Here is a 21189-nt window from a genome sequence, read left to right as displayed (position 1 = left end):
AAATTAATTATTGAGCTTTACCTTTTCCGGGCAAATAATACAATACCAGGCGCTGGTTAGGATTAAGGTACTTCTTTGCCGCATCCCTTATCTCTTCCCTGCTTATCGACCTTATTTCTCTTAATTCCTCATTAACGTGGCCGGTATCTTTATGGTAAAAAGTATATCCGTTGCTCAGGTTTTCGGCAAGGCCTCTCATTTGCGTATTGGCGCTCACAAAGTTGTTTTCAAACTGGTTTTGTAATTTCTGATATTCTTCAGGACTTATCAGGTCGGTTTGCAGCTTTTTAATTTCCTCATCCATGTCTGGCAGTAAGCTTGCCGGGTCGGCTCCGCCGTTTGGCAGCGCGCCAAGAATATACATGCCGTAATCTTCAAGTGCATAGTTAAAAGCAACCACCTGTAAGGCATTCTTTTTCTCATCAACCATTTTTTTGTACATCCTTGAGCTTGCACCGCCTGAAAGTACAGACGAGATCATCTGCATTACTTTTGAATCATGGCTATCACGACCAGGTACACGGTAAGCTTCGATCATAAAAGGGATCTGGATGTTGGCATCATAGGCGGTATCAGTAACCTGTTTGGTTATTGGGGCCTCTTCAACTTTTTTGTAAACAACATCTGCTCCACGCGGAATATCGCCAAAATAAGCCTTAACCAGTTCTTTTGTTTTATCAATATTAATATCACCGGCAATGGTTAATACCGCATTGTTAGGCACATAGTATTTTTTAAAAAACTCTTTAAATTCATCCAGCTTAGCTGCATCCAGATCCTTCATTGAGCCAATTACCCCATTGTGATATGGGTGTGTAGGGAACAGGCCTTCGCTTATATAAGTAATTAAATTGCCGTAAGGGCGATTATCAAGGCTTTGACGCTTTTCTTCTTTTACTACTTCGTTCTGGGTTTTTACGCCAACTTCATTTATAACCGGGTGCATCATGCGCTCACTTTCCAACCACATGCCTGTTTCCAGCTGGTTTGACGGGAATACCTCGTAATAAAAGGTTCTGTCCTGCGTGGTGTTGGCATTATTCTGACCGCCGTTGGCCGATACTACCTTCATGAATTCGCCACGCTTAATATTTTCGCTGCCTTCAAATAACAGGTGTTCAAAAAAGTGCGCGAAGCCTGTGCGGCCCACTGACTCATTTTTTGATCCAACATGATACATAACAGTAACAGCCACCACAGGCGCTTTACTATCATTGTGCAGAACTACATGCAAGCCATTAGGCAGATCGTATTCTGTAAATTCTACTTTTTGCGCTTTAGCCTGTAAGCCCAAAAGGGATACTGCTGCGAGTGCACAAAAAACGTTTTTTTTTAACTGCATATTGTGAATTTGATTTATTGATAAATGTATTAAATTGTTTTTACATCAGGACTATATAAACTATCTTGTTAGTTAATTTATTTGATAATTGTAATGCTGAAATGTTACAAAAAAACATTTCTACAAAAAGTCAAACCCAAGTTGAATCTTTAGTGATTGCGTTAAGGAATTTTGAAATGAGATTCAAAATGTAAAATGGACCTGATTACCTGGATAACCTAATTACTTTTGAGAGTTTTAAGGCATATCTTTCAACCAGTAAATAAAAAATGTATGCACCCAGGATACTTAAAAGTATGCACCCAAAAAACAATACGTATTTATTGGTAGTATACAAACTGAATTTTCCAACCAAAAAAAGCGTTAAGGGATAATGTATCAGGTACAGGGAGTATGAAATTTTACCTAGAAAGTAAAGTGGCTGGATCTCCTTTTGACTTTTATACAATAAAATAAAGAGAGCCGTCAATAATGGGATAGCGCCGGTTTTAATGGAAACAAAAATCATTAGATAAGCCGAAAACGCAAACAGTATCAATAAACCTTTGGTTAGGCTAATTTTTTTAACATAAGCCATAAAGGCTATAAATCCTATCACAAAATCAGGCATTTGTTCAATAATAACACCATGATAGTATAGCCGACTTAAAATGCAAGTTATGCTTAGGCCTATTAATATAAGTATTGATAGGTTAGCTTTAATCCGCATTAAAAAAGGGAAGAATATGCCTAAGAGCAAATAAAACTGAAATTCAATTGAAAGCGTCCAGAAAATACCTAAAAACCAATTTGCTCCCTTTACAAATGGTACCAGGTAAAAAAAATGTAACAAGGCCGAGTTTAAGTTTAGCAACGAAACGGGTACAGCACCAAGAACAAAAGACAAGGCAATAATGCACCAATAAGGCGGGTCGATCCTGATACTTCGCCTAAGTAAAAAGGAAAAAAAGTCTTTCAATACATAATTTTTCTGATAGAGCGAATAAGGTAAAATAAAACCTGATATAACAAAAAATATGACAACGCCTTGCTGGCCGAGGTTGGTTAAGTAGTCGATAAGGGAATTTATATGAAGATTGCAAATCATTTGAATATGAACAATACATACAGATAAGGCCGCAATTGCACGCAATAACATAATGCTGATAATTTTAGAATTGTTCATGTGTGCAATATATAAAACTCTTTATTAGCGTAGTTAAATTAAATCCTGTTCATCTTCTATACCTTAATGACTTTTTCCACCTCCCGACAAAATGCTCTTAACCAAATCTTCACACTAAAAGCGTTTATTTGCGTTATTATATGTTTTATACAGAGAACGGCATTAAATGAAACGCGCTACTAAAATTAAGATCCTTATACCGCTGGTAATTATCCTTTTTTTGGGTGCTTATGGGCGGCACAAGCATTTTAACCGTGAAATTGATATAGCAGGGAAGCTAAGTAGTAAAGAGATGAACGAGATCTCCGGAATTGCAGCTTCGGGTATAATGCCCGGTATTTATTATGTGCATAATGATAGCGGCGATACCAGCCGTTTTTTTGCCATATCGCCCGATGGAAAATTAAAATCGACTATTTATTACCCGGGAGATCCAAAACTCAAGAAACACCTTGGTGTGTATGATTGTGAGGATATTGCCGTTGGTCCTGGTCCGCTTAAAAATGAAAGCTATGTTTATTTGGGTGATATTGGAGATAATAATGCGGTACGGCATTATTTAACCATTTACCGGATGGATGAAAAAGCGGCATGGCTAAATAGTGCAATTGCCACTGCCAATGCGGTTCCGCTTCAATTAAAATACCCTGATGGCCCAAGGGATGCCGAAACTTTAATGATTGACCCCATTGAAAAGCTAATCTATATTGTATCAAAACGGCAGGACTCAGTATCAGTATATACAACCCCGCTAAGTTATAAGCCCAATGATACCGTTATATTAACCAGGCGCTGCAAATTGTTTTTTGCAGGCCTTAAAGTATTTAAATGGATAACTGCCGGGGATATATCAAAAGATGGCTCAGAAATAGTATTGAAAAACTATGAAAAGGTTTACTACTGGAAACGAAAAGGTAAGGAGCCTGTTTGGAAAACCATGCAAACAAAACCCGAAGAGCCATTGTATGTGCCTGAAAAGCAAGGCGAAGCAATAGGCTTTACACCTGATGGTAAAGGGTATTACACTACCAGTGAAGGGGTGTATTCGCCAATTTATTTTTACAAAACACCATAGGCAGAAGAGTTAAGAATTAAGAAACAAGAATCAAGATTAAACAAGGAATGGGGTAACTGATTAAATCACGTTTCCGGGTAATAGATGAGGGTTTTATTTTTGAATCTTGTGTCTTGCTTCCTGACTCTAAAATCTATTCTATTGTATTTGAATAGTTATTCACATAATCGCGCGGGGATACGCCGGTGATGCTTTTAAACACGTAATTAAAATTGGTGATGCTGTTAAAACCGCAACTGTAAGCAATGGTAGCAATACTTTTAGCGGAGCCGTTAACCAGCATTTTACAGGCTTCATTTACCCGTACTTTATTTACAAAATTCACCAGTGTATGCCGGGTGTGTTTTTTAAAATACCTGCAAAAGGCAGTAGGCGTAAGGTGGGCCTGCAGGGCAACATCCTCCAACGTTAAGGCACTGCTGAAGTTTTGCATAATATAATTATAAACCGATGCTATGCGCATCCCTTCAGGATCAGTCATGGAAAATGCATAGCTGCCGGACGAAAGAGGTTGCAGGTTATTAGTTGTGCTTAAAATATTTAGCAGCTCAATAAAACTATATAATTGTTCCGCACTATTAGTTTGTTGAATGGTAGTCAATCTGCCAGCCATAGTTGTGTACATACTATCCGGCACCTTAAACCCGCTTGGATTTTGGGTGATGAATGCTTTAATGGCTTTCATTTCGGGCAGATTAAATAAGGCTGATAATTTACCGGATGGATTGAAGAAAATGGTAACCGTACGCACTTCTTTATCACTATCAGGCAGAAAATAAGCAGGATCGCTTTTAAATAAATGGGGGAGGTTGGCGCCAATTACATAAATTTCCCCTTCCCGAAAAACATGCATGTTGTTACCGGCCAATAAAGTACCCTCACCCTTTTGGATCCAGGTGATCTGCGTTTCGGCATGACGGTGCAGGTAGGTGTAAAAATGCGGCAGCACTTCTTCCTGCACAATGATGGAATGATCATGCGGAACAGGAATGGTGAAGGGCAGCACTTTCATGGATGTAAATTTAGTTAAATAGGTTGATTAAGTTGATTGGGGCGAATAAGTTGATTGGGCTGATTAAGTTGGTTAAGATTTTGGAACATTTATTGTTTATTTAATTAAGTTAGAGGCTATATCAAAAGACTAAAATCTAAAAAGTACTTAAAATAATATTTAATCTCTGCGATCACAGCGTCTTCTTAGTGGTCTCCGTGGTTAATTTTTCAACCACAAAGGGCGCGAAGAAGGCACGGAGTACGCGGGTTTTTCTATGCTCCAAATTAAATTTTGCACAAGCTTTTATACTTTCACTTTTGATGCCGCCATTTGTTCAAAGCCTATAATTATGAGTATTGAAAATAAAATTGAACTCCTTAAAGCCGACATTACCAAAATAAAAGCCGATGCCATAGTAAACGCTGCCAATACTTCTCTTTTAGGCGGCGGTGGTGTTGATGGCGCCATACACCGTGCGGGCGGACCTGACATTTTAGAAGAATGCCGCAAAATAGTTGCCAGGCAAGGTGGCTGCAAAACTGGCGAAGCCGTAATAACTACTGCCGGACGGTTGCCTGCAAAATATGTGATCCATACTGTTGGTCCGGTTTGGAACGACGGAAAATACCAGGAGGAGGAAAAGCTTGCCAATTGTTATAAAAATTCCTTGTGGTTAGCTGTTAATAATAATTGCAAAACTATTGCATTTCCTAATATCAGTACCGGGGTTTACAGGTTCCCAAAAAAGGAAGCAGCCCGGATTGCTGTTGATACGGTTAAAGATTTTCTATCTGAAACAAATCAGATAGAAAAGGTAATATTTGTTTGTTTTGACGAGGAGAATTATGGGTTGTATGAAACACTCATTTAACCGCTAATTGTCATTGCGAGGTACGAAGCAATCGCAAGTATGCAGGTCCGCCATAAAAGTTTAAACCATTCTAACCGCTCTGTATAGTTCGCGATTGCTTCGTACCTCGCAATGACAATAAGGGTTTACTGATACCGGTTCGCATCAAACAACCCCGCATTAATAACTGGTTTTTCTCCATTAAAAGCATCGGCAATCAGTTTGCCGGTAGCCGGAGCCAGGCTCAAACCTATCATGGCATGCCCGGTGGCAATGGCCAGGTTTTTGTATTTGGCAGACATGCCGATATACGGTAATCCATCCGGAGAGCATGGCCTGAAACCAAACCAAACATCTTTTTGATCAGGCACCGTTAATTTAAAATCAGGGAAGTATTTGGGGACAGATTCTACAATACCCTTTACCCGGTTCATATTTACCTGTTTATTGATCTTGCCGATCTCCATAGTTCCCCCAAAACGGATGCCGCCATTCATAGGCGTTATAGCTACCCTGGCTTCGCAGAGGATAGATGGGATGGTGATTTTTTTAACCGGGTCATTCACCATAAAAGAATAGCCTTTGCCCGGCATCATCGGAATATTTAACCCCGCCAGCTTTGCTATCCCGGGCGACCATGAGCCACCTGCAATCAAATAACTATCACCGGTGTATGCTGTGTCTTTAGTATTTACTGATGTGATCTTACCGCCGTCCTGGCTAATGCTAAGAACTTCGGTATTGCGGTGGATGCGCACACCTTCGGTTTCCAAGTATTTTACCAAGCCCTGCATCAGCTTATTCGGCGACATGTGCGAATCGCAATGATAATGGACCGCGCCAAGTATATCCAACTCAAGATCCGGTTGTAATTTGCGGGTTTCTTCGGGCGTTAAATACTGCGCGTCCAAACCAAGATTAGTAGCTTTTTCAACCATGTGAATTTCTTCCTCCTCAACCTTTGGCGATTTAAACAGCATCAGGATGCCCTTATCTTCCAACCCAAAATCAATGCCCGAATCCTTTTCAAACTCATGGTATAAATTCCTGCTTAATAATGATATGTCCCGTAAGCCTCCTGCAGAGCGTTCCACATGCTTTTTGGTGGCGCTTTTTACAAACTTTATACCCCAGCCTATCAATTCCCTGTTTAAGGATGGCTTTACATAAAAAGGGCTTTTGCTGTTAAACATCCACCTTATACCCTGCTCAACTATACCCGGCGATGCCAGCGGCACAAAATGACTTGGTGTAATCATCCCCGCATTGCCGAATGAGCAATTATCAGACAGGTCACCCTGTTCTAAAATATCAACTTCCCAACCTGATTTATGCAGGTAGTAAGCTGAAAATAAACCTATAACACCGCCTCCAATTATTATTGCTTTGCTCATATTATTATTATCAATTCCACACGTCCTTGCGAGGAACGAAGCAATCTCAGCTTAGGACAATCAGGAACCTTGATGCTTCTTTTGAACCATAAAGCATGTGGCTATTTGGTCGTCACATTGCTTAATTCGCTATGATTTGCGTGTGCAAAGTTTGCTTCGTTCCTCGCAATGACGCGCGGTTAATTATTTCTTCTATATCACCTGGAACCCAAACGCATATGGGTCCTCATCATCTATTTTGATAGTATTATACCCATAAACCCTTGCCCAGCCTTCAATGCCGGGGATTATTGCAGGTTTATCTCCTATCATCACTTCATCTTCAACGGTGCCGATAAACTGGCTGCCGATGATGCTTTCATGAATAAATTTATCACCTTTTTTTAACTTTCCCTTTGCATGCCATTGCGCCATGCGTGCAGAAGTACCAGTTCCGCAAGGTGAGCGGTCAATTGCCTTATCACCATAAAAAACAGCGTTGCGTGCGGTGGCTTCAGGCGAGATAGTTTTGCCAGCCCAAAGAATGTGCGAACAACCGTTTATAGTTGGATTTTGCGGATGAATAAAGGTGTATTTTTCATTGATCCTTTGCCTTAAAACCCTGCTCCACGAGATCAGCTGATCGGCAGTATAATCTTCCAGGCCTTTAAAGTTTGGCTGCGGATCAACAATGGCGTAGTAGTTACCACCATAGCTTACATCAATGGTTAGCATCCCCAGATCGGGGCATTCAACTTGCAGGTTTTCAGCAGCCAGGTAAGAAGCTACATTGGTCAGTTTTACCGATTTTACTTTGCTGCCTTCCTGCTTGTATTCAATTAAAACCAAACCGGCAGGCGCTTCCATGCGTACTATCCCCGGCGTTTTTGGAATGATCAAACCTTCCTCAATGGCAATAGTAATGGTACCGATAGTACCATGCCCGCACATGGGCAGGCAGCCGCTGGTTTCAATAAACAGTACAGCCACATCGTTTGCCGGGTCATGAGGAGGGTAAAGAATACTGCCCGACATCATATCATGTCCCCTTGGCTCAAACATCAGCCCCTTGCGGATCCAGTCATATTCTTTTAAAAAATGCTGGCGCTTTTCGCTCATGTTATTGCCCTGCAGGTTTGGCCCGCCACCAGCTACCAGCCTTACCGGGTTACCACAGGTGTGCGCATCTATACAGAAAAATGTTTTAGTCATTTAGTCATTTAGTCATTAGTCATTATGTCATTAGTCATTGGTATTAGCATGGTTAAGATTTTTCACCACTGACTAATGACCACTGACCAATGACTATTTAGTCCATTCATTATTAAACAACCGCCAGATCTTTAGCGGATTGTCTGTTTTTAGTTCATCGGGCAGCAAATCATCACTCCAATTTTGCCAGCATACCGGCCTAACGAAACGTTTGATGGATGATGTGCCTACCGATGTAAAACGGCTATCGGATGTTGACGGGAACGGTCCGCCATGATGGATGGCATTACCTACTTCAACACCTGTTGGTGGTCCATTCAGGATCACCCTTCCGGCTAAATTAGCCAGCTTATCAGTTATGCTTGTATAGTTTGGCAATTCCTCATTTTCGGCCATTACAGTTACGGTTAATTGGCCATGCAGTGAAGCTATTACCTGTTCCAGTTGTGCTATATCATCAGCAACAACCAGCATGGAATATGGCCCGAAAACTTCTTCCTTAAACTTTTCATCAGCCAAAAACGCTGCTGCTGTTATTTCAGTAACAACGGCCACCCCCTGGTTTATTTGCGCTGTATTTACTTTATCTGATTTTGCTATTACCGAAACAGCTTTGTCAGCCAGCATTCCGCCTGATAATTTATTAAAGTTAGCACAAATGCCGGGTGTTAGCATGGTAGCCGAATTTACATCAGCTATCGCGATGCCAAGCGCTTTTTTGAATTTCTCCAAACTATCAGACTTAACAGCCAACAGTAAGCCAGGCTGCGTACAAAACTGACCTGCGTTTCCGGTTATTGAGGCAGATAGTTTTGCCAGTTCTTCGGCCCGGTTCTCCAAAGCTTTTGGTAATAATATAATGGGGTTAGTGCTGCCCATTTCGGCAAATACCGGGATAGGCTCATCGCGTTCACGTGCCATTTTTACCAATGCCATACCGCCTTTAAATGAGCCGGTAAAGGTTACAATTTTAGTTTTTGGATGCTTTACCAATGCTTCGCCAATTGCATAGCCATCGTCATACAAAATGGAGAATACGCCTTCGGGCATGCCGGTTTTTTCAGCAGCTTTTTTAATTGCTTCGCCAACCAGCGCACTTGTACCGGGATGAGCGGGGTGAGCCTTTACTACAACCGGACAACCTGCAGCCAGTGCGGCAGCAGTATCGCCACCGGCAACCGAAAACGCCATGGGGAAATTACTTGCGCCAAATACCACACATGGGCCAAGCGGCACCATCATTTTGCGAATATCAATACGTGGCAAAGGCTGGCGGTCAGGGATAGCGGTATCAATAATAGCCTCAACCCATGAGCCTTCTTCCAGCAGATCGGCAAACATTTTAAGTTGGTTGGTGGTACGTCCGCGTTCGCCTTGCAGACGGGCCTCAGGCAAACCGCTTTCGGCCATAGCGCGTTCTATCAGCGGTGCGCCAATAGCAATAACTTCATCAGCTATGCTGCGTAAAAAAGCAGCCTTCTTAGTATTGCCAATACTGCGAAATACAGCAAAAGCTTTGTCGGCTAATTTCATAGCTGCATCAGCTTCTGCAATATTAGCTGCATAAAATTCCCCGGGCAGATCTATCCCTAAAGCAGGATCGACAGCTTTAAATTTATTGCCTTGTTCGGGCTGGTAGTTGTACCCTATTAAGTTTCTTGTTTCCATAGTATATTTATTATAAAGGAACCAGACTTACGAAGTTTTTAAAACTTCGTAAGTCTTTTGCGAGGGCTCTTGAGCGGGCGGTCTTGCATCGTTCGCGATTGCTTCGTTCCTCGCAATGACAAAGTGGAGGGTTTTTAATTAACCCCTGTAACCGCTACTTCAGCCTCAATACCCCAGCTGCCAGCAGGTAATTCAGGACGGTTGGCAATGGCTTTATCAATTATTGATAAAATTCTTGCACGCTCTTCACCAACAAGTGCTAACCGTGGCGCTCTTACATTTTCGGTACCTAAGCCTGTTTGTTTTTCTGCCAGTTTAATATATTGTACCAGCTTAGGATGAATATCCAGTTCAAGTACAGGTAAAAACCATCTGTAAATTTTTAACGCTTCTTCGTTACGGCCTTGCTTTGCTAAGTTAAAGATAGCAACAGTTTCCCTTGGGAAAGCATCAACCAAACCGGCAACCCATCCATCGCATCCCATAAAAATACTTTCCAATGCTAACGTATCAACACCGCACAATAGTTTAAACCTATCGCCAAAACGGTTTATCATTCTTGTTACATTGCTTACATCGCGGGTTGATTCTTTTACCGCCTGGATGTTTTCGTATTTTGAAAGCTCCTCAAACATATCCAAAGTAACCTCTATCTTATAATCATAAGGGTTATTGTAGATCATGATTGGCAGCGGCGTGCTTTTTGCAACTGTAGCAAAGTATTCAAGTGTTTCATGCTTATCAGCAAGATAGCGCAATGGCGGTAACATCATTAAACCATCAGCGCCGTATTTTAAGGCATTTTCGGCACATAACAGTGCTGCTTTGGTGGTTTGCTCTGCAATGTTTAATATTACATAAGCACGTTTATTAACTGTTTTAACCGTTTGTTTTAACAGCGCTATCTTTTCAGCATCTGTTAATACGCTGGCCTCGCCTAATGAACCACCAATGATGATCCCTTTAGCACCTGCCTCCAGTTGTGCCTCGATATTTTTATCGAATGCTTCAAAATCCATTTCATCATTATCATTGAATTTTGTAGTTACCGCCGGGAATACCCCTTTCCAAATTACGCTCATATTATTATTTTTTAATCTATTGCTTTTCAGTTCCCCTCCCCGGAGGGGGCTTAATGTTATTAAGGTGAGTTCGACATAAGTTTGTGTATCCACACCCGGCAAAGTGTTCCATTTTTACAAGCGGAACACCTGGAACAAAGTGAAATATGCTGATTATCAGTGTCTTTCACTTTGTTCCAATAGCTTAATGTTTGTAAGTTGCTGATAATCAGCCACTATGCCACCAATCTTTATATCGAGCTCACGTTAAGTTAAGGGATAACACAAACGTGATTCTCCCCCAAAACTTAGTAGCCCCCTCTAAATCTCCCCCGGTAGGGGAGACTTCAGCTTCGCGCTTTTTTTAAGTCCTCCCTACCGGGGAGGATTTAGGTGGGGCTACTGGATGTTGTTATGTGGTTAGTTATAACCAACGTTCTCTTAACTTAATGGCATTCTGCCCTCCCCAAGGAGAGAATCGTACAGCCCTTACTTACTCAGCTTCACCAGCATCACGCCATGCGGTGCTACTTTGGCTGTATAAGTATTGCCACTTGTTATTAAATATTTTTGCTGCCACACATCACGGATCTTAGTCAGCCCCTTTAAATCATTTTCATCACGGTTAAGGGTGATGGTTTGATATTGGTCTGATATATTGAACAAGCCTACTGCTTTGCCGCCATCGGCCAAATCTTTTATCCAAACCTGGTAATTGTCGGTTTTTATAGCTTGTTTTGCCGATTTACCCAAAGCATCCTGGTCAATTGCCAGCACTTCGTCATTGGTTAGCAGGCCTAATGTAAACCTGTCCAGCTTGCCCATATCGCAACCTATTAATAAAGGCGATGATAACAAGCTCCATAAGCTGATGTGTGTGTATTGTTCATCAGGTGTTAAATGAGTATTATGCTGATTATCGCCCCAACCAACTTTACCAACCACTAGCATATCCGGATCATTAAAATGGCCGGGCTGTGCATAAGGACCATCTGCAATTTGGTTAAAGCCAATATCACTCATGCTTTTCCAGGTATCGGTAATATCGCCTGTGGAGCGCCAGCTGTTACCACCCACTTCTGCTCCCCATTTCCAAACATCACCCATACCATACTGGCAAAAGCTGAACATAATATCACGATGAATTTTATCTAATGAAGCCCGCATTACCTGGTAAGGCTTTTTCATGTCATCAAGGTTAGGGATTTTAGCCGTTACCTCACTGTATGAACACCAGTCGTATTTCAGGTAGTCAATACCCCAGTCGCCATATGTTTTGGCATCCTGATCTTCATGTTGCCAGCTGCCTAAATAACCACCGCAGGTACGCGGACCAGGCGATGAATAAATGCCCATTTTCAAACCCAGGCTATGCACAAAATCGGTTGTGGCTTTCATGTCCGGGAACTTCTGGTTAGTTACAATCTCGCCGCTTGCAGCACGTTGTTCCGCTTCCCATCCATCATCAATATTAACAAAGTTCCAGCCATGAGCGCTCAGCTTTTCAATCATGGTCTTTGCCGCAACACGGACTTTTTCGTCGTTAACACTAAGGCCGAACGCGTTCCAGCTGTTCCAGCCAAGGGCAGGAGTAAGGCCTATTACGTCGCCAATTTTAATGATGAATTTCTTTGTATTGGCGCCCAGGTTATTCTTTACGGTAAGGGTTACCGGGTAATCTCCTTTTTGATTAACCACGCCTGTTATTATCCCTGTATTAACATCAAGCTTTAAGCCATCAGGCAAGCCTTCTGCTGCATAAATCAATGGCCTTTTACCACCGGCAGGGATCAGGTATAAAAACGGATTGCCAGGACGGGCGCCATAAACATCAGGCCCGTTTATTTGTGGTTTTGAGCTTGGATAGGGGGTAAGCACATAAGGTGTGCCATCGGTTTTGGTTATTGATTTACCCGATTTCTCCTCGGTAAAAGTATAGCTAACGCGATATGATCTTTTCTCGAGCCGGGCTATGTTGAAGGTATAAGTGAATGGCTTGCCAGCTGTAAATTGAACATCATTTGTTTTATCATAAATAACGCTGTTGTTCTCCGGGTCAGTTACTTTAAAAGCTAATTTCCCTTTATAGACATAATTGCTTGTTGTGGTTAGTTTAATGGCTTTGTTTAAGCTGTTGTTATCGCCATAGCTAAACTCAGCGTCATTATTAATACTTACCGGGTCCATCAGGTCAGCCATGCCTATGGTAAATTTATTACCATATATGCCGCCATCACCACCTGTATCAAATATGCGGATAGCCAGCACATTTTCTTTGTCCCACAAAATAGCGGGATTATTGGCTGCAATGGTGTAGCTGCGTGGTCCGTAATTACCGGTTTTTATATCGCTGCCTTTACCACCATATTTGGCTACCAGCTTTCCATTAAGGTAAACCTCATCATTATCGTCAACCGCATCCAGATAAATGCACACGCTGTCTTTTAAATATGCTTTTTCTTTTATTGACGATGGGATAACCACATGCAGCCTGTACCAGCCAAAACCATCCTCACCCTTATAGCCCTGGCTCTCCCAGCTGTGCGCCAGGCTAATGGGTTTCCAGTTTTGATCGTTATAAGTTGGCGATGCCCATTGGGTTGAATCACCGATTGCAAATTTCCATCCTTTAGCGATTGAAATTTCCTGTGCGGCAACCCTAAGTGTAAGGGCTGCAGCCATGCAGGTCAATAAAAATAGTTTTCTCATCATTTTAATATTGATTTGATAATTGGTTTAACCGTAGAAACGGTGGTATTTGGGTTTAATACTGTCAAAACTACGGTTTATAAATTATTTTGTTATCAATTCAATATATTTTACTTGTTCAGGAAACCACACTGTCATTTCGCCTTTACCCCGATTAGCCCATGAGTAATAAGGAATTGCAGTCATGGTTTTATTTTCGGTAGTGATGGTTTGTGCTGTTTCATTAACATTAACGCTTTTTATATCCGCTTTTAAAACAGTTATACCATTTAACAGATCCGGCTCATAAGTTGTTGTAAAAACTGTGTTTTTTGGAACGAGGATATTGCTTGCCTTGCCATTATTATCTTTCCACTCAGCACAGTACATAATTGGGCCGCGCTGCAGGGCCACCTTGCCGTTATCATCAACCAGGCTGGTATTGGCAACAACGCGCTGCACATCCATTGGCAGGGTTAATTCAACCTTATCATTTTTTTTCCATTTTTTGCTGAGAACAGCGTAGCCGTTTTTTATTTGATAATCAACCGCATTGCCATTAATCTTTATTTCTATTTTTTGTGCCGATGATTGCTCGTACGAATAAAGCGTTGACGGGATAGCCTGGTTTTGCGCCCAACCCGGGATACGGATCTTCAGGTTCATGTCCATTACTGATGACGGGTCAATGATAAAAGTTAAACCACCATCCCACGGGTAATTATTTTGCTGGGTTATTTTTAAATCTTTATTATTCACCTTCAAATTCCCGGTACCGCTTATAAACAGGTTTACATAAACATCGTTACCGTTTTGTGCATAAATGTAGCCCGGGATGGAAGGGATAAGCCTTACTACATTGGTGGGGCAGCAGGAGCATACAAACCAGCCGGAGCGTCCGCGCTCCAGGTCGGGGTGATTAAAGCTGTCGCTTACCTGCATGGCATTGGTGTAAAAAAATGATTTTCCATCAAGCCCCACTCCTGAGATCAACCCATTATAAAGCGTCTTTTCCATTACATCAATATATTTGGAATCGCCGTGTAACAGGAACATTCTTTGGTTCCAGAAAACGCTGCCGATGGCTGCACAGGTTTCGTTATAGGCAGTAGTATTTGGCAGCTCATAGTTATCGCCAAAACGTTCACCATCGCCAACAGCGCCTATGCTACCCTGAACGTACATTTTTTTGGTGACCATGTTGTTCCAGATCTTGTCAATAGCTTTTATGTAAGTGGTATCGCCGGTTAAGGCTGCAACGTCTGTCATTCCCGAATAAAGATACATGGCGCGTACGGCATGGCCCTCGGCTTCATCCTGTGCAGTAACCGGCTCATTATCCTGAAAATAGGTGCCGTTTTCGTAAACGTTTTTACTCTTATCGTTATATTTTTTTATTCCGCGCTGATCAATAAAGAACTTAGCAAGGTTCAAATAATCCGTTTTTCCGGTAATCCTGTAAAGCCTTACTAATCCCATCTCTACAATTTCATGGCCTGGGGCAACGTGTTTTTTATCCGGTCCGAAAGTGCGTACCAGCAAGTCGGCATTTTTTAGGGCGATGTTAAGAAAGTTGCGTTTGCCGGTTGCCATAAAATGAGCGGCGGCAGCTTCGTACATATGGCCGCAATTGTATAGCTCATGACTCATCTTCGACTCATTTACCCAGCGCTCAGGCCCTGCCCATGATTGCGGATGTACCGGGTCAATGCTGCGGGCGGTATATAAATAGCCATCCGGTTCCTGGGCTTTGCCCACAATGGTTATCAGCGAATCGATATAGGCGGCTAATTTCGGATCGGGATGAACGGCTAACGAATATGAAGCGCCTTCAATAGTTTTATAAATATCGGTATCGTCAAAAGGATAGGTGGTGCAAAACTTGCCCTTATGCTCGGCAGCCATCACAAAGTTTTTGATCCTGCCAGTACTGTCGCAACGGGTAAATGATGCCGGGATGGTAACTGTACGATTAGTTTCAATCCGCGATGTCCAGAAATGGTCTGTAAGCTTCACACTGGTAAATGGCACCGGCTGGATAGGATAATCCTGTTTTTGTGCATTAACAGTGAGCCAGCAGCAGGTGATGGCAAGTAAGCTTAGTTTTTTAATCATAACCTTTTAAGTTAGTTGATTGAGTTGTTTAAGTGAGTGGTTGATTAGTTGACTAAGCGGGTTAATCAATCACTATTCAAAAGTAAGTACTTTAAAAGTTTATAATAGAGGATTTTTACCTGATTATAACCATATTTTAACCTGTTTTATAATTTTAATCAAGTTGTTGAGGTAGGATAGAGGAAGATTGTTTGAGCGATGATTGTAGAATTTATGGATCAGCATAATAAATAACGCAGATTCTTAGCCTGAAAGTAATCCTTTGATCCTTAAATCAGGTAAACTGCGTAGCACTCTTGAACACCTTTAAAAACAAACAACAGTGAAAAATCATGGTTCAGACAAATAATGTGTTAATAAGCTCTCCAATGTTAATAAATCAGTAGTCTTATAATCTTTATGTAAATAAACTTAACATATTGTTCATCATAGCATTTAATGCCGATCATACTTTTGTTAGTGAAAACCAACATGCTTGAGTGTAATTAAAAAACAATAACATACCAAACAAAATTTTGATCATGAAAACCCCAAAAATCATTTTTACTGCGTTGTTAATGTGTTGCTTTTTTACAGGATTTGCGACCATTGAAAGCTTAAACGGCCGGTGGACCGGTCTTTTAAAAACCGATCAGGGCAATGAGTACCCACTGATGTATAATTTTAAGATCGACGGCAACCAATTAACCGGAACTGCAAGAACTCCCAAAGGTGACATGCCCATAAATGATGGCAAAGTAACCGGCAACAATTTTACTTTTAATGTGGTGGTAAACAATATGGAAATTGACCACAGCGGCAAGTTTTATGGTGATTCGGTAGGTGTGGATATTAGTTTGGGCGATGTAAAGTCGCACGCTACGCTGGTAAAAGCTACAGCCCCCTGACCCACTAAACAGGGAGTTTGGTGTCAGATTTTCTTTCCTGTGCCGGGAAGGGTGAGTTTCTATCCGCTATCCATTAATAATAGCTGTTCCCTATAAAATATTTTCGTTCACCCATACACTCTATTATTAAAAAATTTATTTTTAAGGAGATAATAGTCACCGGAAATTCCCGGGTATTAATTATATCTTTAATGTAACATTTATAACTACTTGAGCATCTTACAAAAAACTAAAACTGAATTATGAAAAAGAAATTTTTTACAACTACAGCATTGATATGCTGCTTTATGGTTTGCTTCGCTATAGTTGCAGACATTACCGGCAAATGGACGGGTACCATTGTTACTCCTGATGGGCAGGATATCCCGGTAACATACAACTTTAAGGTTGACGGTGAAAAACTAACCGGAACTGCAGATTCACCGCAGGGATCAGTACCAATTGATGACGGAAAAATTGATGGCGATAAGTTTTCATTTAAGGTTACTGTATCGGGCGCTGATTACCCGCACACTGGCAAGATCTATACAGATTCATTGGCAATGGATTTAGATTTTGGCGGACAAAAAGTTCACTTTATTGTTAAGAAAGATAATAAATAGCAACCCTTTAAACCCTAACACATGAAAACAAAGATTTTTACTACCATAGCACTAGTTTGCTGCTTTATGGTTTGTTTCGCTGTAGTGGCCGACCTGAACGGCAAATGGAGCGGATCACTGCATGCACCTGATGGCAATGATTACCCTTTAAAGTATGATTTTAAGGTTGACGGCGATAAGCTTACTGGTACCGGTGAATCTCCGCAAGGCTCAACACCAATTACCGATGGAAAAATAAACGGTACCGATTTTTCTTTTACTATTGATGTAGGCGGCGTTGCTGTTAAAAATACAGGCAAGCTTTATGCCGAAGCAGATTCATGCGGCTTGAATATAGATTATAATGGCATGCTGATGCATGCTACGCTTAAACGCGACAAATAATTTATCCTTATTAAAATTTTATACAGAGACCTTGCCGTATGGCAGGGTTTTTTTGCGTCCGGAGAGAAGAGAGACAAGAAGTCAAGAATCAAGAAAGGAATACGCATAAAATATATCAATAGCATTCTCTTTTTCTCTTGATTCCTGATTCTTGACTTCTTGCCTCTCTTATATTCTCTTCCTGTCTTAATTCCTGATTCTTGACTTCTTGCTTCTCTTTCTTAAAATTCTGCAACATAATACTGACTTGCAGCATCATATATGTACAAAACTTAAAATTATGACCAAGAAACTATTTACAACTGCGGCATTGGTATGCTGCTTTATGATCTGCCTGGCTGCTGCAGTAGCTGATCTGAATGGCAAATGGAGCGGACCGGTAAAATCTCCGGAAGGCGAAGAAGTTGTACTCACCTACGTGTTTAAGATTGATGGTAATAAGCTTACCGGTACGGGGGAATCAAACGGGAATACGGTTAATATTGATGATGGTAAGATAGACGGTAATGACATCACTTTTAAGGTTACCACCAGCGAAGGTGATGTTATCCCTCATACAGGTAAGTTTTACCCCGAGGCCGACTCTATAAGTATGAATATAGATTATAAAGGTGCAAAGCTTCATACAACGCTTAAAAGGGTTAAGTAATAGCTCTACATTATCATAGAGAATAGTAAGACTTACGAAGTTTTTTAAACTTCGTAAGTCTGTTATTTTTTTAAACTACTGCTGGTTCCACTATTTTAATGCTCATTTCAGCATCAGGTTTTGAAACATCGGTAAGTGCTACGCGTCCACGCTCTTTCCTCAGGATCCTGTTAAACAATGAAATCTCCCTGTCAAACAAAAACTGTAAGAACAATTTGGTCCATGAGGTATGATAGTATAGCGTATCGTAATACTCAGGTGCTGTTTTCCTTATTTGCGGAAGCTTGTTCCATGGGATAGAAGGAAAATCATGATGCTCGTTATGGAAGCCTACGTTAAAAGCAACTGTATTTAACGGACCATAATAGCTATAGGTTTCCTGTTCAACACTGTGGGTAAGGTAGTGCTCCTGGATCCAGCGGGCACCAAGCGGGTGCAGGCCAACTGAAAACGAGAAGCTCAGCAATAAGAATGCTACTGCGGGCCATCCCATAAAGTACCATATTGCTGTGGTAAATGCTGCCTGTAAAACAAAGTTGGTAATAATCCAGCCATCAACAGGGTGAATTTCTTTCAGTCTCGATAAACGGAAGATCTGGAATATAGGGAAAAACAACAGCCATAAAGCTTTACCAAAAAATGAATTGCTGATAAGTTTTGCTTCCCATCTGTTTGGAAGATCAGCGTCAAGCTCATGCACACCCTGGAAAGAGTGGTGTTTGATATGATATTTTTCGAACGAAATCGCACTTGGCAATATCTGAGGGAGGTTTGAGAACATAGATGCCCAGCGGTTTGCATTGCTATTTTTAAACAACAGCTTATGCGTACACTCATGGATCATCACAAAAAGAGCATGATCAGCAAATGCTCCCAAAAGGTAAGCAGCACCAAAAATTATCCACCATGACTGATCGCGAACAAACCAGGCCAAAACAACCTGGAAAGCAACCAGGCCTATAATAGCAAAAATGGTCATAGGATTTTTCCCTATCAGTTGCCTTAAATGAGGAAATTGTTTTAGGATTTTCTTAGTTCTTATACGATGCGGCTCAGACTCCTGTGAGTAAACGAAATCAGTTCTTTTAATCATTAGTTTGTTTTGGGGGTATCAGGGGTAAAGATAATAATATGATGCAGAAATATAATTTTATTGTAAGTTTTTATTCTCCTAAATTAAATTAATAATTTATTTTTATACGATAAACGAAAATTTCAGACAAATTATTATAAATATAAAAAGCTTATTGTTGTTTATATACTATTACCTTAAAAGTATTGGGTAATGCCTTACGGGTACCGGGCTCAAATTCGGCAACACTTAAATAGATCTTGTGGGTACGGGTGTCAAGAGCAAGCGTTTTGGCACGCACCGGCGTTTTAAGGGTTTGCACTACGCTGTAGCTATCTGCACTTTGTTGTTTAATAATGGTAGTGGTACCGTCGCCGCATGAGCAAAATATCAATTTTGTTTCAGGGTCGTAAGCTACTGCATCAACTCCTGCGCCAATAGGCAGGGTGGTAATAACCTTACCGCTATTTGCGTCAAGCACGCTCATTCCTTTATTTTCGCGGCATGCGGTAAACAGGCGGTGGTTTACATTATCAAGCGCTAAACCTGTAGGGCCTCCGCATGGCGCCAAAGGGTAGTTTCTTATAACTTTTAAGGTTTTACTGTTGATAACGTTCAGACTGTTTTTATCCTCAAGATTGTTATAGATCAAACCCTTTCCATCAGCTACAGCAAACTCGGGGCCACCACCAAGGGCAATGGTACCAACTTGTTTAAGTGTATTAGGGTCAACTACTGATGTGTTATTGCTATCGCCATTAAAGCTGAATATACGGTCAGAAAATGGGTCGTACATAATAGCATCAGGTCCTTTTGCATCAACCGGGATGGTGGCTATGATTTTTAATGTTTTTAGGTCGAACGCAACCACTGCATTTGCACGGCCGTCGCTAATGAAGCCACGGTTTGCTTTATTAGCAATAGCTATACCATGTACCCCTTTCATATCCGCAATAACACCAATCGGTTGCTCAGTTTGCAGATCTATAACGTTTACCGTTGTACCATGTGATACATACAGGCGATGGTTCACATTATCTATTGAAAGATAATCATATCCTGCATCACCAGGCAAAGCGATGGATTTATCTAATACATAGGTTTGCGCATGTAGTGATAAGGTAATAAACACGCCGCATAGGGCGGTTAATAATGTCTTTTTCATATTAAAAGGGTAATTTGATTTATCTATAAATATGGAAATTAATTCTGTAGGAAATTTGGGCAAATGCCCGGTTGAAAAAACTTTCCGGCGGACGAAAAACGTACGCCTTCGCGCAGGAAGCGTACGCTATCGAACACTTTTTAAATAAAAATAAAACTTATTTACTTGATAATGAGATTTTTATAAATAGGGTATCAATATTGGCATGGGTTAGTAAAATAATAAATAATCATCATTAAAAAATATAACAATGAAAACTATAATTTTAATCACCGCATTATTACTGGTAACAGTATTCGGCATAAATCAATCCACCTATGCCGCAACCGCTAAAGACAGTCAGGCATACACTGTTTTAACCGATGTAAGCACCATCAATAAAATTGAAGTGCACGGCAATGTTGAGCTTTACGTTTCTGACGGGGCAACTGATCAAATAAAGGTTTATAACCAATACTATAAAGAAAGCGCATTGGTACAGAACCAAAATGGTACGCTATGCATCTCATCATACAAAACAGAAAAACTGGTAGTTTGGGTTACCGCAAGTGATTTACGCAGCCTGGCTGTTTATGACAATGCACAGGTAAAATCATTCGGAACGCTTTCTTTAATTGACATTAATGTAGACTTATACAACACTGCATCAGTACAGTTAAACGTTGATGCGTTCCAGGCAAACATTACCTTAAATGATAACGCCAAAGCAAAACTTTCAGGATACATCAGCCTTGGCGAAATTAAATATAACAGAACCTCAGTTTTAAATACTGTAAACCTTGTTACTGAAAATATGAAGAAAACGGATGTTGATGCCAAGGATGGCTCAGCAGATTTTGTTTCACTATAATTAAATACCTATACCGCTCACCGGCCCGCATATTTTG

At 40.9% G+C, this 21189-nt stretch carries 18 protein-coding genes; 7 read left to right on the top strand and 11 right to left on the bottom strand.

All coding sequences use genetic code 11. The features are described from left to right. Positions 1–7: 7 nt before the first annotated feature. Positions 8–1342, bottom strand: a complete 1335-nt coding sequence (locus BUE31_RS09600) for a M16 family metallopeptidase (RefSeq protein WP_073402768.1) — start codon at positions 1340–1342, stop codon at positions 8–10. A gap of 205 nt (positions 1343–1547) precedes the next feature. Then, positions 1548–2507 carry an acyltransferase family protein gene (locus BUE31_RS09595; protein WP_073402766.1) on the bottom strand — a complete coding sequence of 320 codons (960 nt, stop codon included), beginning with the start codon at positions 2505–2507 and terminating at the stop codon, positions 1548–1550. 166 nt (positions 2508–2673) lie between these two features. Here BUE31_RS09595 and BUE31_RS09590 point away from each other — a divergent pair, with 166 nt between their 5' ends. Continuing rightward, on the top strand, positions 2674–3582 hold the full coding sequence (locus BUE31_RS09590; RefSeq protein ID WP_073402764.1) for a hypothetical protein: 909 nt from the start codon (positions 2674–2676) through the stop codon (positions 3580–3582). A gap of 133 nt (positions 3583–3715) precedes the next feature. Here the strand turns inward: BUE31_RS09590 and BUE31_RS09585 are convergent, their stop codons facing one another. Beyond that, complete coding sequence (locus BUE31_RS09585; RefSeq protein WP_073402763.1) at positions 3716–4594, bottom strand: AraC family transcriptional regulator; 879 nt, start codon at positions 4592–4594, stop codon at positions 3716–3718. Between the two features lie 331 nt (positions 4595–4925). Between BUE31_RS09585 and BUE31_RS09580 the strand changes: the two genes are divergently transcribed. Further along, entirely contained in the window at positions 4926–5447 is a 522-nt protein-coding gene (locus BUE31_RS09580; RefSeq protein WP_143167072.1) for an O-acetyl-ADP-ribose deacetylase, read from the top strand. A gap of 125 nt (positions 5448–5572) precedes the next feature. On the opposite strand, the gene BUE31_RS09575 is transcribed toward BUE31_RS09580, so the two are convergent. The 6 genes from BUE31_RS09575 to BUE31_RS09550 all read right to left on the bottom strand — a co-directional run bounded on the left by BUE31_RS09575 (position 5573) and on the right by BUE31_RS09550 (position 15543). Continuing rightward, the gene (locus BUE31_RS09575; protein ID WP_073402761.1) at positions 5573–6820 is read right to left on the bottom strand and encodes an NAD(P)/FAD-dependent oxidoreductase; all 1248 of its coding nucleotides are present in this window, start codon (positions 6818–6820) and stop codon (positions 5573–5575) included. Positions 6821–7012: 192 nt separating this feature from the next. Next, positions 7013–8011, bottom strand: a complete 999-nt coding sequence (locus BUE31_RS09570) for a 4-hydroxyproline epimerase (RefSeq protein WP_073402759.1) — start codon at positions 8009–8011, stop codon at positions 7013–7015. 93 nt (positions 8012–8104) lie between these two features. Continuing rightward, positions 8105–9679, bottom strand: a complete 1575-nt coding sequence (locus BUE31_RS09565; RefSeq protein ID WP_073402757.1) for an aldehyde dehydrogenase (NADP(+)) — start codon at positions 9677–9679, stop codon at positions 8105–8107. Between the two features lie 134 nt (positions 9680–9813). After that, positions 9814–10761 carry a dihydrodipicolinate synthase family protein gene (locus BUE31_RS09560; RefSeq protein ID WP_073403141.1) on the bottom strand — a complete coding sequence of 316 codons (948 nt, stop codon included), beginning with the start codon at positions 10759–10761 and terminating at the stop codon, positions 9814–9816. Positions 10762–11229: 468 nt separating this feature from the next. Next, positions 11230–13452, bottom strand: coding sequence for a putative Ig domain-containing protein (locus BUE31_RS09555; RefSeq protein ID WP_073402755.1), 2223 nt, complete (start codon positions 13450–13452; stop codon positions 11230–11232). Positions 13453–13533: 81 nt separating this feature from the next. Then, positions 13534–15543, bottom strand: a complete 2010-nt coding sequence (locus BUE31_RS09550) for a glycoside hydrolase family 127 protein (protein WP_073402753.1) — start codon at positions 15541–15543, stop codon at positions 13534–13536. A gap of 521 nt (positions 15544–16064) precedes the next feature. On the opposite strand from BUE31_RS09550, the gene BUE31_RS09545 reads away from it, so the two are divergent. From BUE31_RS09545 to BUE31_RS09530, 4 genes are all read left to right on the top strand, one after another. After that, positions 16065–16430: a hypothetical protein gene (locus BUE31_RS09545; protein WP_073402751.1), complete on the top strand. Its 366-nt coding sequence runs from the start codon at positions 16065–16067 to the stop codon at positions 16428–16430. Positions 16431–16672: 242 nt separating this feature from the next. Next, a complete protein-coding gene (locus tag BUE31_RS09540) occupies positions 16673–17032 on the top strand; it encodes a glycoside hydrolase (protein WP_073402750.1) in 360 nt (119 codons plus the stop codon). 21 nt (positions 17033–17053) lie between these two features. Continuing rightward, positions 17054–17416: a hypothetical protein gene (locus BUE31_RS09535; protein WP_073402748.1), complete on the top strand. Its 363-nt coding sequence runs from the start codon at positions 17054–17056 to the stop codon at positions 17414–17416. Between the two features lie 280 nt (positions 17417–17696). Continuing rightward, positions 17697–18065, top strand: coding sequence for a hypothetical protein (locus tag BUE31_RS09530; RefSeq protein WP_073402745.1), 369 nt, complete (start codon positions 17697–17699; stop codon positions 18063–18065). 70 nt (positions 18066–18135) lie between these two features. Here the strand turns inward: BUE31_RS09530 and BUE31_RS09525 are convergent, their stop codons facing one another. Together BUE31_RS09525 and BUE31_RS09520 are read right to left on the bottom strand one after the other, a co-directional pair. Continuing rightward, a complete protein-coding gene (locus BUE31_RS09525) occupies positions 18136–19158 on the bottom strand; it encodes a fatty acid desaturase (RefSeq protein WP_073402742.1) in 1023 nt (340 codons plus the stop codon). Between the two features lie 151 nt (positions 19159–19309). Next, a complete protein-coding gene (locus BUE31_RS09520; RefSeq protein WP_073402740.1) occupies positions 19310–20302 on the bottom strand; it encodes a YncE family protein in 993 nt (330 codons plus the stop codon). A 250-nt stretch (positions 20303–20552) separates the two neighbouring features. Here BUE31_RS09520 and BUE31_RS09515 point away from each other — a divergent pair, with 250 nt between their 5' ends. Beyond that, entirely contained in the window at positions 20553–21152 is a 600-nt protein-coding gene (locus BUE31_RS09515; protein WP_073402738.1) for a GIN domain-containing protein, read from the top strand. Positions 21153–21189 lie beyond the last annotated feature (37 nt).

This window comes from Mucilaginibacter sp. OK098, from assembly GCF_900142915.1.
In the GTDB taxonomy this organism is placed as follows: Bacteria; Bacteroidota; Bacteroidia; order Sphingobacteriales; family Sphingobacteriaceae; genus Mucilaginibacter.
The sequence above is the reverse complement of the archived record's forward strand: the minus strand, read 5'-3'. Positions and strand labels throughout refer to the sequence as shown.